This window comes from Telluria sp. LT2P80 (assembly GCF_059685955.1).
The window spans coordinates 1,311,810-1,327,630 of the sequence record NZ_JCASIO010000001.1; the positions used below are offsets into that span (position 1 = coordinate 1,311,810).

Genomic DNA, 15,821 nt, shown 5'->3' on the forward strand with positions numbered 1-15,821 from the left:
TTATGCCATGCAGCCCATCAAAGCGCACTTGCACCACTATTTGCCGGACGAGTCGGCCACCGATGCACTGGGCGGCGCGCTAGCCCGCGCGCTCGCGCCCGGCCTCGTCATCTACCTGCACGGCGACCTGGGCGCCGGCAAGACCGCCCTCACCCGCGCCCTGCTGCGCGCGCTCGGTCACACGGGCACGGTCAAGAGCCCGACCTACACGCTGTCGGAGCCGTACAACGTGACGCTTGACCATCAACCGCTGAGCGTGATCCACTACGATCTGTATCGCATGTCGAGTCCGGAAGAATTCCTGGACGCCGGCTTTCGCGAAGATTTCGACGGCCACAACGTCTGTATCGTCGAGTGGCCCGAAAAAGGCGAGCCCGTGTTACCGCCGCCGGACATCCGTTTACTGCTGAGCGTCAGCGGAAACGGCCGTGCTGTAGAATTGCAAGCGTTGTCTGAATTAGGCCTGCTATGCCTCAATCGTCTCGCTTTCCTCCCGCCGCCCCAGTAAATACTGCGTCCGCACGCCGCCGCGTCATGCTCAAGGCCGGCGGAACGCTGCTGCTGTCCGTCGTCGCGCCGCTGCCTGCCAGCGCCAACCAGATCCTGGCAGTGCGTGTCTGGCCCGCGCCCGAATACACCCGCGTCACGCTCGAAAACGACACCGACCTCAAGACCGAGCACTTCCTGATTCCCGATCCGCCGCGCCTGGTCGTCGACATCGACGGCCTGGGCTTGAACCCCACGCTCAAGAGCCTGGTAGCCAAGATCGAATCGAACGACCCGTACATCAAGCAGGTGCGCGTGGGCCAGAACCGGCCGAATGTCGTGCGCCTGGTGTTCGACCTCAAGGCCGAGGTCAAGCCGCAGGTGTTTACGCTCGCGCCCGTGGCCGGCTACCAGCACCGCCTGATCTTCGACCTGTATCCGGTCACGCCGGTCGACCCGATCGCGGCGATGATCGAAAGCGGCGAATGGAGCACCGGCCCGACCAAGACCGTGGCTGCCGGCACGCCGGCGCTGGGCGACCCGGTGTCCGGCCCGCCGGGCGCCACCATGCCGGCCACCGTGCTGCCACCATCCGGCGCGATCGGCCCGGGTACGGCCGCCGCAGCCGCGGGCGGCATCGTCGCCACCACGCCGCCGGTGCAGATCCCGACCCCGCCGCCAGTGGCGCCGCGCACCCAGCCGAACGCCGCACCGGACGCCATTGCCCGGCTCGAGTCCGCGATCTCGGGCCTGCAAGGCACGCCGCCGGCGCAGGCAGTGCAGCCGCCGCCCGGCAGGGCCAGTGCCCGCCAGCCGCAGAAAGTGGCGCGCATGGTCACCATCGCGCTCGACCCGGGCCATGGCGGTGAAGACCCGGGCGCGATTGGCGCCAACGGCAGCCGTGAGAAAGACATCGTGCTCGAAGTGGCCAAGCGCCTCAAGACCAAGCTCGAACAATTGCCCAACACGCGCGTGATGCTCACCCGCGACGGCGACTTCTTCGTGCCGCTGAACGCGCGCGTGCAAAAGGCGCGCAAGGTGCAGGCCGACCTGTTCGTCTCGATCCACGCCGACGCCTGGGTCTCGCCGACCGCGCGCGGCTCGTCGGTGTTCGTGCTGTCCGAAAAAGGCGCCAGTTCCAGCGCCGCGCGCTGGCTGGCCAACGACCAGAACCGGGCCGACCTCGTGGGTGGCGTGAACCTGGCCGGCGGCAGCGCCGACCGGCAGCTTGCCAGCGTGCTGTTCGACCTGTCGACGACGGCGCAGATCAACGACAGCCTCAAGCTCGGCAAGGCTGTGCTGCGCGAAATCGGCGGCATCAACCGGCTGCACAAGGCATCGGTCGAGCAGGCCGGCTTTGCCGTGCTCAAGGCGCCGGACATTCCGTCGATTCTTGTGGAGACTGCCTTCATCTCGAATCCGCAGGAAGAAGCGCGCCTGAACGACAACGGCTACCAGGACCAACTGGCCAACGCCATCACGAACGGCATCCGCCGTTATTTCGCCGACAACCCGCCGATGGCCAAGAGCCGCCAGACCTGACATGGACCACATCACTTTCGGGCAACTGCCTGCAATCCGCATCACGGCGCCCGACGGCGCCACCGCCGTCGTCACGCTCTACGGCGCGCACCTGGTCTCGTGGCATGGGGCCGATGGCGGCGAGCGCATGTTCCTGAGCGCCCGCTCGGCGCTCGACGGCAGCCGCGCAATCCGTGGCGGCGTGCCGGTGATCTTTCCGCAATTTGCCGAGCAAGGCGACGGCATGCGCCATGGCTTTGCGCGTGTATCTACCTGGCGCCTGGAAGACAGTGGCGTCGAGGATGGCGCGGCGTGGGCCGTGTTCGGCCTGAACGAGGCCGATCTGCCGCCAGCACTGGCAGGCGCGTGGCCGCACCGGTTCGCGCTGCAGCTGCGCGTGGCCGTGCGCGCCAACGAACTGATCATGGCTTTGAACGTGCGTAACACGGGCGACGCAGCGTTTCCATTCGCGGCGGCGCTGCACAGCTACCACCTCGTGCCGCACCTGGCCGACGTGCGCATCGAAGGGCTCGAAGCAGGTACGCTGTCGATCGCCGACAAGCTTGACGTGGTGTACGAACAGGTCGACGACACCATCTTCCTGGGCACCTGGGCGCGCGTGCTGACGCTCGAGCAGGAAGGCTTTTCCGATGCGGTCGTGTGGAATCCGGGCGCGGCCGACACGGCAGCACTGGCAGATATGGAAGACGAAGAGTATCAGCGTTTTGTGTGCATCGAACCGGCGCAGCTGACGCCGGTGCAGCTCGAACCCGGCGCGGCCTGGGAAGGCCGTTACCGGGTCAGCTGAGCGCCGTCACATAGACTCTTTGATCATCCGCCCATTGCTCGGCTGGACAGGCCGCGCATTGTACGGATAGAGGCGCGAGAACAGCGCCATCTGCTGCGGCGAGGCCGTCATTGGCTGCTTCATCACGATCCACAGCACGTTCTCGGTACACGGCGGCTCGCTGAGCGAGCCCATGTACGTGAAGTAGTCGCGCCGCGCCGGCAGGATCTCGTTCACATTCAGCACGATCGACGGCGTCACGGTCGTCAGCTTTTCCAGCGGCAGATTGTTCCACACGGTCTGGATCATCGGATTGGCATCGCCACGCTCGAGCTGCACCGCCAGCACGGCGATCTTGTTGTCGTAGCTCTTGTGCACCATGTGCACCACCATCTCGGTGCCGCGGCCATTGACGCGTTCTTCGCCCGGACGGTGAAAGTGAAACTGCTGCAGCTCGTAGGTGGTGCCGCCCACGGTCAGAAAGTTCCCGCCCGCGACATTGACTTGCACCGTGTGGCCGTTGTCGATCTCGTTGAACGAGCTCGGCTGATAGTCGAAGGTGATCTGCTCGAGGTTGACCTTGATGCCATCGCGCAGGTCGATCGGCGACTGGCGATTGCCTGCATTGCAGGCCGCCCATGCGGTATTGATCTTGGACCAGTTCTCGGGCCCGAATTCACCGTCATAACTCCAGTGCGTGCCGTTCTTCGGTTTGGCAGCTTCGACGGCCACGGCCGCCACCATGGCGGCTTCCCGCTTGCGGCGCGCGTCAGCAGCTTTGCGGGCACGCGCGGCGTCTTCGGCGCGCAGGGCCTGCTTGGCGCGCAGCTCGGCGAGCTTTTCGGCGATGCGCACCGACAGGTCGACCTCGGTATCCTCTTCGGATTTCGCGGGCGTAGCAGCGGCAGCAGCAGGCGCAGCAGTGGCCGGCTTGAGGTTCGGCCGGATCGACGCGATCGCAGGCTTGGCCGGCTCGGCCACAGGCTTGGCGGTCTTCGGTGTCGGTTCGTTCGCCTGTGCCAGGGCGGTGACCAGGCCCAGGGTACATAGTGCGATCAGGTTACGCATGTGATTTTCGGATAGTTTGATTCTCTCCATCCTTTATCGGACCCGGCGCCTGTAACTTGAGTGCGCTCCGGCAACAAGGGACATTTAAAGTCCCGATTGGCCGGTTTGCTGGCCCGGGCAACAACACTTCGTACCTTCCTTGCATCACACGCTTTGCCCTCGATTACAATTGTTTGATAAACATGACAGCGGCGCCGCCGCGACAGGGAGAGCAGATGCAGGCAGCGTCATCAAAAAAGAACACGATCCACGCAACCGTCGGCGCGGCGCTCTGCGCGCTGCTGACCATGTCCAGCGCGCACGCCGCGCCGGCCAGGGCCGAGCAGGAATTGCCGCCCAGGCTGACGGTGGCCGATGTCGTCAAGGCATCCAAGGCAGCCGAATGGCGCGCGCTCGATCCCGAGAACACGATGTACATCGAGCTGCCAGCGGGCCGCGTGGTGATCGAACTGGCGCCGCGCTTCGCGCCGAACACAGTGGCCAATATCCGCGCGCTGGTGCGCGAGCGCTACTTCGACGGCTTGTGGGTGATGCGCGCGCAGGACGGCTTCGTCGTGCAATGGGGCGACCCGGACGAAGAAAAACCGCGCCCGTTCAAGGCCCCCAAGACCGTGGCCGCCGAATTCACCGTGCCGTACACCAAGAACGACGCCTTCACGCGCCTGAAGGAACGCGACGTCTATGCGCCGCAGGTGGGCCACGTCGACGGCTTTCCCGTCGCGCGCAATCCGGCGACCCGGCAGACCTGGCTGCCGCACTGCTACGCGATGATTGGCGTAGCGCGCGACAACGGCGCCGACACGGGCAATGGCTCGCAGCTCTACACGGTGATCGGCCACGCGCCGCGCCACCTGGACCGCAACATCACGGTCGTGGGCCGCATCGTGGCCGGCATGCCGCTGCTCACCGTCATGCCGCGCGGGACTGGCGCCTCGGGCTTCTACGAGAAGGCCGAACAGCGCACGCCGATTGCCAGTGTGCGCATGGCGGCCGACGTGCCGCCCGCCGAACGCAGCAAGCTCGAAGTCATGCGCTCGGACAGCGCCGCGTTCCAGGCCGTGATCGACGCCCAGCGCAATCGCGGTGGACCGTGGAGCAAGGTCGCGGCCGGCGCGATCGACCTGTGCAACGTGCCGATTCCCGTGCGCGAGCAGCCCTGAAGCGACAGGGGCGGCGGCGCAATTTGCAGCCGGGGACGATCCGGCGCTTTTTGGGCGGGCTATAATCTGCGGATGAACGCCCCTGCCCCGACCATCCGCCCCATCCAGCAGCTTCCCGACCAGCTCATCTCGCAGATCGCCGCCGGCGAAGTGGTCGAGCGGCCCTCGGCCGTCGTCAAGGAGTTGCTGGAAAACGCGCTCGATGCCGGTTCGACGACGATCACCATCCGCCTGGAAGAAGGCGGCGTCAAGCGCATCGCCATCACCGACAATGGCCGCGGCATCGCGCCCGATCAGCTGCCCCTCGCGCTGTCGCGCCACGCAACGTCGAAAATCGCCTCGCTGAGCGACCTGGAAAACGTCGGCACGCTGGGCTTTCGCGGCGAAGCGCTGGCCTCCATTGCGTCAGTCGCCTCGGTGCGCGTGACCTCGCGCACGGCCGACGCCGCGCATGCGTTCGAGATCGTCGGCTCGCACGAAGGTGTGGTGGCGCCATCCTCGGGCGCCTGTGGCACCACGATCGACGTGCAGGACCTGTATTTCAATACGCCGGCGCGGCGCAAATTCCTCAAGTCCGAACAGACCGAATACGCGCATTGCGCCGAGGTCGTGCGCCGCATCGCGCTGTCGCGCCCCGACGTCGCCTTCAGCCTGTCGCACAACGGCCGCACGATCGACCACTGGAACGTCAGCGAAGCAGCCAAGCGCAGCGCCCACATCCTGGGCAACGATTTTGCCGAAGCACGCCTGGCGCTCGACGAAGCGGCCGGCCCGCTGCACCTGCACGGTTACGTCGGCCTGCCGACTGCCTCCAAGGCGCGCGCCGACGGCCAGTTCTTCTACGTGAACGGGCGCTTCGTGCGCGACAAGGTGCTGGTACACGCGGTCAAGGCAGCCTACCAGGACGTCTTGCACGGCGACCGTTTCCCGGCCTATGTGCTATCGCTCGACCTCGACCCGGCGCTGGTCGACGTCAACGTGCACCCGTCGAAAACCGAGGTGCGCTTTCGCGACAGCCGCGCGGTGCACCAGTTCGTGTTCCACGCGGTGCAGCGCACGCTCGCGCAGACGTCGGCCACCGCGCACGGCAGCGTGCCGGGGCCGATGACGGCAGCCGAGGTGCGCCCGAGCGGTACGCCGCTCTGGCAGTTGTCGCAATCGCCATCGCAGCCGCAACAGCGCCCGCACGAGCAGACCTCGTTCGGTGCGCAACTGACACAGACCTTCTCGCCATCGCCGTACGCAGCGGGCAGCCGCTGGGACGATGCGGCCACGGGTGGCGGTGTGCCCCAACGCCTTGAAGCCTACGGCGCGCTGTTTGCCTCCGATGCGACCAGCACCGCATCGAGCCCGGCGCCGATGCCGGTGCCCATGACGGCCGCCGACAAGCCGCTGTCGAACGACGACTTCCCGCTTGGCTTCGCGCTGGCCCAGCTGCACGGCATCTACATCCTGGCGCAGAACACGCGCGGCCTGGTGCTGGTCGACATGCACGCGGCGCACGAGCGCATCCTGTACGAGCAGATCAAGAACGCGCTGGACGCCCAGGCGCAGGGCCAGGAAATGCAGGTGCAGGCGCTCCTGATCCCGGTGACGTTCTACGCCGACGCGATGGAGGTCGCCACCGTGCACGAGCACGCGGACACGCTGGCAACGCTGGGCTTTGACATCGCGGCCCTGTCGCCCACGACGCTGGCGGTGCGCAGCGTGCCCACGCTGCTCAAGAACGCCGATGCGCAGACGCTGGCGCGCGACGTGCTGCGCGACGTGCGCGAGTTCGGCGGCTCGCGCGTGCTGATCGAACGGCGCAACGAGCTGCTGGGCACCCTCGCCTGCCATACGGCGGTGCGCGCCAACCGCATCCTGAGCCAGCCTGAAATGAATGCGCTGCTGCGCCAGATGGAAAGCACCGAACGCGCCGACCAGTGCAACCACGGCCGCCCGACCTGGGTGCAGCTCGAGATTTCTGCGCTCGACAAACTGTTCCTGCGCGGTCAGTGATGGTGAACATGAACCAACCGCTGGCCGTGGCCATCATGGGCCCGACCGCCTCCGGCAAGACCGCCGCCGCCCTGCGCATCGCCCAAACGCGCCCCGTCGAAATCATCTCGGTCGACTCGGCTCTGGTCTATCGCGAGATGGACATCGGCACTGCCAAGCCGACGCCGGCCGAACTGGCCGCCGTGCCGCATCACCTGATCGACATCCTCGATCCGCTCGATGCGTATTCGGTCATGCAGTTCCGCAACGATGCGATCCGGCTGGTGGCCGAGATCACGGCGCGCGGCGCGCTGCCCCTGCTCGTGGGCGGCACGATGATGTATTTCAAGGGCCTGGTCGAGGGACTGGACGACTTGCCGACCGCCGACGTGGCGCTGCGCGCCGCGCTCGACGCCGAAGCGGCGCGCATCGGCTGGCCCGGCATGCACGACAAGCTGCGCGCGCTCGACCCCGTCACCGCCGACCGGCTCGCACCGAACGACGCCCAGCGCATCAACCGCGCGCTGGAAATCATCGAACTGACCGGCAAGCCGATGTCGGCGCTGCTGGCCCTGCGCACGAAGCCCGTGCTGCCGTTCAGGCTCGTCTCGTTTGGCCTGGAGACCGATGACCGCGCGGTACTGCACAAACGCATCGCGCAGCGCTTTGACGCGATGCTGGGCACGCGCGACGACAGTGGGCTGGTGGCGGAGGTGGCGCGGCTGCGGGCGCGCGGTGACCTGTCGCCGCTGCTGCCATCGATCCGCTGCGTGGGGTACCGCCAGGCCTGGGATTATCTCGACGGACGCATCGACCGCGCCACGCTGCGCGAGACGGGCATCATTGCCACGCGCCAGCTGGCCAAGCGCCAGATCACGTGGCTGCGCGCGATGCCCGACCGGATCGTCATCGATTGCCTGGGGCCGGATCCGGCCGGCGCGATGCTGGCGCACCTTGCGCTGTTGGAAAAATGACATGCGCGCTGACTATTTGTGACCCGCACGCGCCCGCGATCTTGACAGGCAGCCACTCACGCCGGATAATACTTGCCGTTGCGGTGATATAGCTCAGTTGGTTAGAGCACAGCACTCATAATGCTGGGGTCGGTGGTTCAAGTCCACCTATCACCACCAAAGATTTCAGGCGATGGCCTGGCTCCAACGAGTCAGGCCATTTTGCTTTTGCCCGTTCCGGTGATATAGCTCAGTTGGTTAGAGCACAGCACTCATAATGCTGGGGTCGGTGGTTCAAGTCCACCTATCACCACCAAAGATTTCATGCGGATGGCCTGGCTCTTACGAGTCAGGCCATTTTGCTTTTGCCCGTTCCAGTGAGACAGCTTCGCTGGTTAGAGCACAGCGCTCATGACGCGGGAGTCGGTGGCTCAAGTCCATCTGTTCAAATTGCCCAAGCCGCTCTGCCTGCAATAGCGCCGGCTTCCGGTGCCTGCAAACGTCCCGCGCCTTTGGCCCAGCCATCTGATTATCCGGCCACGGCGCAGTGACCTCGGATGTCGTACCGGCGATAACACTGAACACTCGGTGCCGCTACCGCTGTTGTGCCTGACCAGTGCACTTGCCGGACACATCGGCAATCAACGACGTTTCGGCCACGGCAGCAGTACTGTATTGGAACGATTGCGCATCGTTCACGGCATTCTGCTGCAATCCCGCGACGTCGCGGCGCACCAGGGCAACCCGCATCTGTCAGCAAAGTTTATTTCTCGCATGCCCCCCCTTCCTGATGATCCATACACGCTGAATTGACGTATAGTTCTCTTGAGAAATATCTGTTTGAAAGCGGGCCAGCATCTTGAAAGGTGGTCGTCATGCAATTCGAAGAGTTTGATTTTTCCAGTACGCAGTCTGCGCGCGTCCTTCCCAATACGTCGGAGGAAGCGTCGCCACCGCAACGATTCCAGTACCTCGTCGACAATACGCCGGCGATCATCTACTGCACCGTTCCCAGCGGCGACTTCAAGATGACGTTCGTCAGCAACAACGCCGTCCATGTGCTCGGCTACCGCCCCGAGCAGATGCTGGCCGATCCGAATTTCTGGTTCGACCACATCCATCCCGACGACGCCCCGCATATTTTTTCCAGCCTGGCGCTCATCTTCACCCAGGGCCAGCGCAGCTATGATTACCGGTTCCGCGCCCACGATGGCAGCTACCTGTGGATGCACGATACGCTGCGCCTGATTCGCGACGAAAATGGGATGCCGCTCGAAGTGATCGGATCGCTGACCGACATCACGCTGCGCAAGCAGATGGAAGAAGACCTGAAGATCAAGGGGCTCGAACAGCAGGCCTTGATCGCCGAGTTACGCAATGCTCACGAGCAGCTTCTGCAATCGGAAAAGATGGCGTCGATCGGCCAGCTGGCGGCAGGCATTGCGCACGAAATCAATAACCCGGTCGGCTTCGTCAATTCCAATATGGGGTCCCTGAAAACTTACGTCGAGACGCTGCTCGACGTGATCGACCGCTACGAACTGGCGGCGGCGGCGCATCCGCAGCTTGCCGCGCAGATGGCCGAGGTGCGCAATCAAGCGGACCTGGCGTTTTTAAAAGGCGATGTGGTCGACCTGGTGGGTGAATCCATGGACGGACTCAAGCGGGTCAAGGACATTGTGCAGGCGCTCAAGGATTTTTCGCACGTCGGCGAAGCGGTCTGGCAAGTAGCCGACCTTCATCAGGGCCTCGACAGCACCCTCAACATCGTCGCCAACGAAATCAAGTACAGGGCGCGGGTGGAAAAACATTATGGGGACATACCGCCCATCACGTGTCTGTCGTCCCAGCTCAACCAGGTGTTCATGAACCTGCTGGTCAACGCAGCGCAGGCGCTCACGGGCGATGGCGTCATCACGATCCGCACGGGCGGGTCCGGCGGCTGGGTCTGGGTCGAGGTGGGCGACAATGGCAGCGGGATCCCGCCGGACATCATGAAGCGGATTTTCGAACCTTTTTTCACAACCAAACCGGTCGGCAGCGGCACTGGCCTGGGGTTGTCACTGTCGTATGGCATCGTCAGCCGGCATGGCGGCCGCATCGACGTTGCGTCCGAGCCAGGCGTCGGCACCCGCTTCACCGTGCACCTGCCGGTCACCCCGCCCCAGCAGAGCGCTACAGCAGGATAGCGCCGTCGGCGTTGCGCCGCACGTGCAACATGCCGGGTTCCTCCGCCTCCAGCCGCGCAGCCTCGAGCTCTTGGGCACTTGGTGCGGCGGCTTTTGCTGCCACCAGGCGGGCGCGCAGCGCCAGCGCCAGGCGCACGTTTTCTTCGAGCTCGACCGGGTTCCATGGCTTGAGCATGAATCGGAACGCCTGCGCCTGATTGATTGTGTGCAGCATGGTGTCGAATTCCGCCGACGCCGACAACATGATGCGCACGGTATCCGGCGCCACCTCCTTGAGCGCCTCGAGCAACTCCGCACCGTTCAACTGTGGCATCCGGTAGTCCGATATCACCAGGTCAACGTCGCATGTGCAGATATGTTCCAGCGCCGTCATCGGATTGGTGAAGGCGTCGATGTGCAGCTGTTCGTGCTGGAACAGCAGCCGCAACGCGCGCTGCAAGGCATGCAGCACATGTGGATCATCGTCGACCAGTAAAATCCTGCTCATGCTGCCCCCGTTGGATTGCGCACCCATATCGCGAGGCGGCAGTGCGCTTTTTGCTCGAAGTCGCGCACGTGCGCGATGATGCGCGCGTCGAGCACGTGGTCGGCCGACAACAGCATCAGGCCGTCGCGGCTGACCATGTCACGCGCCAGCACCATGCCGGGCATCAGCTCGGTCGACAGCATCTCCACCCCGGCACCGATTCCCATCTCGCTGTTGTTGACAACCTGCCGGAACGCGGCCACCACTTGCGGATCGTAGCGCTTGCCGGCCGCATCGAGGATCAACGTGACTGCCTCGTCGGCGCGCAGATGGCGCTGCACCATGGCCCCCTGCTGCAGGTTGTAGTAGTCGACTGCGACGGCGAGGATGCGCGCCCCGATTGGAATGGCGAGCCCGGTCAGGCCATCCGGAAAGCCATTGCCGTCGAAACGCTCCAGCTGGCTGCGCAAGATGGCGGCGCTGCCGCGCAAGTCTTCCAGCGGCATCAAGAGTTCTTCGGCGCGCACCGGATGCCTGCGAAACAGGCCCAGCGTCTCGCCCTGCAATGCCGTGAACGGCGTTTGCAACATGGCGTCGCTCAGGCCGATCTTGCCGATGTCGTGCAGCAGTGCGGCAATTGCCAGATCCTGGCTGTCGCGCGTGTCGAGGCCCAGCACGGCGCCCATCTTGCGCGCCAGCTCGGCAATTTGGCGCGTATGGCCCGGCAGGTTGTGGGCCCGCTGCTCGATCATGTTCGAAAAAATCTTGATGGTGACGACAAAATTGTGGCGCAGCTTGGCGTTGGCGGCGATGGTCGCGGTGTGCTCCAGCTTCAACAGCCGGGTGCGCTCTTCGACTTTCGCCTCGAGGCTCTGGTTGAGCGCGCGCAATTGGGCGTTTTGCTGCGCCGTCAGTGCTTCAAGTCGCACTTTTTCCTGCTCCAGCTGGCGCCGCTCGAGTACATCGCGCAGCACCATCAACAGGTCGCCGTCGACCCACGGCTTGGTGATGTAGCGACAGATTTCGCCGGCGTTGACGGCATCCTGGATGGACTGAACTTCCGAGTAACCGGTCAACAGCAGTCGCATGGTGGCGGGCCAGGCGGCCCGTGCGGCGGCAAGAAACTGCGCGCCGTTCATCTGCGGCATGCGCATGTCGGAAATGATCACGTCGACGGCTTCCTGCTGCAACACTGCCAGCCCGGCGGCGCCGCTGTCAGCAACCAGTACCTGGTAGCCGTTGGCGCGCAACAGCCGCCGCAGCGACGACAGGATGTTGGGCTCATCGTCGACGCACAGCACTTTGGGCTGGGACGCCGATGACGGGGAAGACGTCAGGACGTTCATGGCGTCAACACCTGGCACAGCTCCCCAAACAGGGTCACCATCTCGCCGCGCACACGGTCCCAGTCATCGTCTGGCACCGGGATCATGAACGGCAGCACGCAGGACAGCGGCGCCACCGATCCGCCGGGTGCATCGACAACATGGGCGAGCGCATTCGCCAGACCAATGAGCACCGTCAGCGCAGGCTGCGCAGCGTCGCCTGCACACTGGTGGTGACCGGCGACCGCTTCGCCGATCAGGGCGGGGAAATGCCAGTGCGCGGCCAGTGCACTGCCGATGCGTGCATGGTCGATGCCGAGGATGGCATTTTCCGCAAACAGCAGGCTGCAATCGTTGTCGCGGGCAAACCGCGCCACTTGCAGGTATTGCTCCTGGCACTGCGTGGCGATGACCAGCCTGCCGATATCGTGCAGCATGCCTGCGATGAACGCGTGCTCCGGATTGAGCTGCAGATACGGCGCCAGCACGCGCGCGCACACTGCTGTCGCTGTGGCATGGCGCCAGAAGCCCACCAGGTCGAAAGCAGCATCGCGGTGCGGCGCGAAATTGCCGATGATCGAGCACGCCGTCACCAGGGTGCGGATGCTGGCAAAGCCAATGATGGACACTGCCTGCTGCACCGTCACCACTTTGCTCGACACGCCGTAGAACGATGAATTGGCAAGCCGCAAAATGCGCGCCGCCAGGGCGGCATCGAGCGTAATGCGCTCGGCCAGCGTATGGATATCGATGTCCTCCTGCTGCATCGCCGCCTGCAACTCCATCACCAGTTGCGGCAGCGACGGCAGTGCGCGCACGCGGTCGATATAGTCGCCCTCCAGCGCGGCGGCACAGCCAGGCGGGGTCGGGCCGGACGGTCCGGCATACGGTTCGGTTCGGATCAGGTCAGCGCTATTCATGTGTCTGCCTCGGGACGAAGGTAAGCAGCGTGCCGCGCGACGCCGGGCGTTCACCCATCGGATAGCGGATGATGTCGTAAGGGTTGTTGTGAATGTCCCGTGCCTCGCTGGCTGGCCTGGCCAGGTGCACATCTCCTGCGTCGCCCAGCACAGCGACCCGCGCACCGAACAGGCGCCGGGCGCACGCGTTGGCAAAGGCAATCATGCCGCTGTCATCCACGCCGACCAGTGCCAGCGGCAAGTGCTCCATCAGATCGCGCGCCACCTCGAGGGCTGTTTCTTCAAGACGGATTTGCTCCTGCTTCTCGAGCAACAACTGCTCCAGCTTGCGATTGGCGCTGCATATTTCCAGATGCAGGCGCTGGTTATCGTCGGCAATTTCCTTGATTCTGAAGCCCTCGGCGATATGCCCGCGCAATTGCGTATCGTTCCAGGGTTTGGTGAGAAACTTGAAGATCGCCCCTTCATTGACCGCATCGGTCACGGACTGCAGCTCTGTGTAGCCAGAAAGCATGATGCGAATCGAGTCGGGACAGAGCGCACGCGCCCGGCGCAAAAAATCCACACCCAGCATGCCAGGCATGCGCTGGTCGGAAACGATGACATCGACACAGTGCTTCGACAACACCTCGAGCCCGGCGGCCCCGCTGTCGGCGCAAAACACCTCGTAGCCATCGCGCCTGAGCAAGCGGTTCAGCGCCGCCAGGATATTCGGTTCGTCGTCGACCAGCAACAGGCGCCGGTGCGGAGCAGGCGAGCGCAACGCTTGGGGTGGAAGGATGACAGGCGTGATCATCGGCGTGCTCATCGGGATGCACCGGTGGCGGACACGGGGGACGGCGCGGGTGCGCGAGATTGACCGCAGCCACTGGCCAAAGCCAGCGTGAAGGCTGGTCTGGTCGCAGTGTTGTACCTAGCTGGCATGGCCTGTCCGCCTGACAAAAAACGCTTGGGTGAATTCCGGGGTTGCCGTTGTCGCGACTTAATTATGCGCTCAGTTGCATCAAAAAAACATTCTCAATAATAATTTTAATTACCTCAAGACACATTATTCCGATTGATCGCGATAGCGTCTCGCCAGCCATGCAAAGCGGGGGTCAGGTCTGACAAACGGACACAATCTCAGCCGTAGTACCCGAGCGTCGAGGCTTGCAGACAAGGCCGTGCCCATGCAACAAAAAGCCGCTACATCAAACGATGCAGCGGCTTTTTGTTGGGCCGGCACGGCTGTGGCTCGGCATCAATGCTGTTGCCCCCACCCGACACCTTGTTCTCGGTAGCCCGCGCGCGGCGCTCTGCTTCCTTCTTTCCGACGACCTTCTTCTCGTACCCTTCTTCAATCACCTCAGACCGGCGTACGCCACTCGCCATCCGGCGCATCCTCATCCAGCGCAAAATCCCCGCGCGCCAGCGCCAGCAGCACCTCGTGCGCTGCCTGCACATGCTCGGCCGGGACCAGGAGCCGCACGCCGCCCAGCGCGGGCGCGAGCAGCAGGTCAGTCTGCATCAGGTGCGCGTCGGCCAGCATCGCCGGGATGCCGGATGCTTCCAGGCAGCCCTGCGCCAGCGTGGCGTCCACGGGAATCATGTAGCGCGCCACGACATATAAATCGCGCTCGGGCACGGCTTCGATATCGGGGTGGGCGGCGAGCCAGTCGTTCAGGGAGAGCGTGTGCATCTGGGTTCCTTGGCTTAGCGCAGCAGTGCGGGAAGTTGCGACAACAGGTACAGGATCACACCAATCATCCCGCCCACGATGGTGCCGTTGATGCGGATGTATTGCAGGTCCTTGCCGATATTGAGTTCGATCTGAGCCGACATCTCGCGGTCGTCCCACTGCTTGACGGTGTCGGCGATGTGGCGCGTGAGATAGCCTGCAAACTCGGGCGCTACGCCGCGCGCGGCGGCCTCGAGGTTTTCTTGCAGCGACTGGCGCAGTTGCGGGTCGTCGCCCAGCGCCTTGCCGATCCAGGCGCCCATGCCAATGATGCGGCGGCGCATGCTCGAATCGTCGCTGGCAAGGTCGCGTTTGAGCCACGCCTTCAGCTCGGCCCACAGCGAACCGACGTAGCCGTTGAACGTGTCGTCTTCGAGCAGGTAGCGCTTGACGTCGTCGGCCTTGGCGATGAAGTCGGGGTCGGCCTTCATGCGCTCGATGAAATCGGCCACATACTCGTCGAAACGTTCACGCAGCGGGTGCGCGGGGTCGGCTGCGACCTTGTTGAGAATACCCGATGCCAGGCGCACGGCGATGTCGGCGCCCTTGCGGCCAATCAGTTCGGACGGCAGCATGCGTTCGACCAGCGCGTAGTCTTCCTTGAGCCAGTCGACGATGCCATTGGCGATGGCGCCCTGGGTCTCGGTATTGTCCAGCAGATGAGCGAGCTGACGGATACCTTCGTCAAGCAGTTGCTGGTGGCGACGGCCGCGCGTCAGGCTCTCGAGAATGGCGCCACCGGACTTCGACAAGTCGACGCTGCCCACCATCGTGTGCACCGCGCGCCGGATGACGTTCTGCACCGGTGCATCCTCGATGAAGTCGAGCATGAAGGTGGCGGCGCGCACCAGGTGCGCGCCCATCAGTTCGGTGTTGGCGGGCTTGGCCAGCCAGTCGGCCAGCAGTTGCACCGGATCGTGCCGGCGGATCAGCTTGAGGATCGACTCGGTGTCGAGGAATTTTTCGCGCACGAACAGCGCCAGGTTGTCGGCGATCTTGTCCTTGTTGCCGGGGATGATGGCGGTGTGGCGCGAGATGATCGGGATCGGGATGCGCTTGAACAGCGCCACCACCGCGAACCAGTCGGCCAGTGCGCCGACCATCGCGGCTTCGGAAAACGCGCGCAACAGGCCCGTCCACCAGGTCTGCGGCAGCAGCAGGCTGACCACGAACAGCACGGCTGCGCCGACAAAGAAGCCAAGGGCGATCAGTTTGGACTTGCGCAGTTCGTCGTGCTTTTGCATGCGGG

15 protein-coding genes and 2 tRNA genes are annotated in these 15,821 nt (G+C 64.4%); 10 read left to right on the forward strand and 7 right to left on the reverse strand.

Annotation, left to right across the window (positions count from 1 at the left end; all coding sequences use genetic code 11):
• Positions 1–7 precede the first annotated feature (7 nt).
• From tsaE to AC56LW_RS05710, 3 genes are read left to right on the forward strand one after another with little or no spacing between them, the layout of a single operon-like run.
• Complete coding sequence (gene tsaE, locus AC56LW_RS05700) at positions 8–508, forward strand: tRNA (adenosine(37)-N6)-threonylcarbamoyltransferase complex ATPase subunit type 1 TsaE (RefSeq protein ID WP_499632582.1); 501 nt, start codon at positions 8–10, stop codon at positions 506–508.
• Positions 469–2,028, forward strand: coding sequence for an N-acetylmuramoyl-L-alanine amidase (locus AC56LW_RS05705; protein WP_499632584.1), 1,560 nt, complete (start codon positions 469–471; stop codon positions 2,026–2,028). Before tsaE ends, AC56LW_RS05705 begins: the two co-directional genes overlap by 40 nt.
• Before the next feature lies 1 nt (position 2,029).
• Positions 2,030–2,815 carry a D-hexose-6-phosphate mutarotase gene (locus AC56LW_RS05710; protein WP_499632587.1) on the forward strand — a complete coding sequence of 262 codons (786 nt, stop codon included), beginning with the start codon at positions 2,030–2,032 and terminating at the stop codon, positions 2,813–2,815.
• Between the two features lie 6 nt (positions 2,816–2,821).
• On the opposite strand, the gene AC56LW_RS05715 is transcribed toward AC56LW_RS05710, so the two are convergent.
• Complete coding sequence (locus AC56LW_RS05715) at positions 2,822–3,862, reverse strand: carbonic anhydrase (RefSeq protein WP_499632590.1); 1,041 nt, start codon at positions 3,860–3,862, stop codon at positions 2,822–2,824.
• A gap of 215 nt (positions 3,863–4,077) precedes the next feature.
• On the opposite strand from AC56LW_RS05715, the gene AC56LW_RS05720 reads away from it, so the two are divergent.
• The 7 genes from AC56LW_RS05720 to AC56LW_RS05750 all read left to right on the forward strand — a co-directional run bounded on the left by AC56LW_RS05720 (position 4,078) and on the right by AC56LW_RS05750 (position 10,144).
• Positions 4,078–5,022, forward strand: a complete 945-nt coding sequence (locus tag AC56LW_RS05720) for a peptidylprolyl isomerase (protein WP_499632593.1) — start codon at positions 4,078–4,080, stop codon at positions 5,020–5,022.
• Between the two features lie 72 nt (positions 5,023–5,094).
• The gene (gene mutL / locus AC56LW_RS05725; protein WP_499632596.1) at positions 5,095–7,023 is read left to right on the forward strand and encodes a DNA mismatch repair endonuclease MutL; all 1,929 of its coding nucleotides are present in this window, start codon (positions 5,095–5,097) and stop codon (positions 7,021–7,023) included.
• Complete coding sequence (miaA, locus tag AC56LW_RS05730) at positions 7,023–7,976, forward strand: tRNA (adenosine(37)-N6)-dimethylallyltransferase MiaA (RefSeq protein ID WP_332532312.1); 954 nt, start codon at positions 7,023–7,025, stop codon at positions 7,974–7,976. The genes mutL and miaA overlap by 1 nt, the downstream gene beginning before the upstream one ends.
• Before the next feature lie 82 nt (positions 7,977–8,058).
• Positions 8,059–8,135, forward strand: a tRNA-Met gene (locus AC56LW_RS05735).
• A gap of 59 nt (positions 8,136–8,194) precedes the next feature.
• Positions 8,195–8,271 (forward strand) — tRNA-Met (locus AC56LW_RS05740).
• A 272-nt stretch (positions 8,272–8,543) separates the two neighbouring features.
• Entirely contained in the window at positions 8,544–8,768 is a 225-nt protein-coding gene (locus AC56LW_RS05745) for a hypothetical protein (protein WP_499632600.1), read from the forward strand.
• Positions 8,769–8,830: 62 nt separating this feature from the next.
• A complete protein-coding gene (locus AC56LW_RS05750; protein WP_499632603.1) occupies positions 8,831–10,144 on the forward strand; it encodes an ATP-binding protein in 1,314 nt (437 codons plus the stop codon).
• On the opposite strand, the gene AC56LW_RS05755 is transcribed toward AC56LW_RS05750, so the two are convergent.
• The 6 genes from AC56LW_RS05755 to AC56LW_RS05780 form a co-directional block, all read right to left on the reverse strand.
• Entirely contained in the window at positions 10,131–10,631 is a 501-nt protein-coding gene (locus tag AC56LW_RS05755; RefSeq protein WP_499632606.1) for a response regulator, read from the reverse strand. The genes AC56LW_RS05750 and AC56LW_RS05755 overlap by 14 nt on opposite strands.
• Entirely contained in the window at positions 10,628–11,956 is a 1,329-nt protein-coding gene (gene nosR, locus AC56LW_RS05760) for a response regulator c-di-GMP phosphodiesterase, NosR family (RefSeq protein WP_499632608.1), read from the reverse strand. Before nosR ends, AC56LW_RS05755 begins: the two co-directional genes overlap by 4 nt.
• On the reverse strand, positions 11,953–12,855 hold the full coding sequence (locus AC56LW_RS05765; RefSeq protein ID WP_499632611.1) for an HDOD domain-containing protein: 903 nt from the start codon (positions 12,853–12,855) through the stop codon (positions 11,953–11,955). The genes nosR and AC56LW_RS05765 overlap by 4 nt, the downstream gene beginning before the upstream one ends.
• Positions 12,848–13,663, reverse strand: coding sequence for a response regulator (locus tag AC56LW_RS05770; RefSeq protein WP_499632615.1), 816 nt, complete (start codon positions 13,661–13,663; stop codon positions 12,848–12,850). The genes AC56LW_RS05765 and AC56LW_RS05770 overlap by 8 nt, the downstream gene beginning before the upstream one ends.
• A 537-nt stretch (positions 13,664–14,200) precedes the next feature.
• Positions 14,201–14,533, reverse strand: a complete 333-nt coding sequence (locus AC56LW_RS05775) for a putative signal transducing protein (protein WP_499632618.1) — start codon at positions 14,531–14,533, stop codon at positions 14,201–14,203.
• A gap of 14 nt (positions 14,534–14,547) precedes the next feature.
• Positions 14,548–15,816, reverse strand: coding sequence for a DUF445 domain-containing protein (locus AC56LW_RS05780; RefSeq protein WP_499632621.1), 1,269 nt, complete (start codon positions 15,814–15,816; stop codon positions 14,548–14,550).
• Positions 15,817–15,821: the final 5 nt, after the last annotated feature.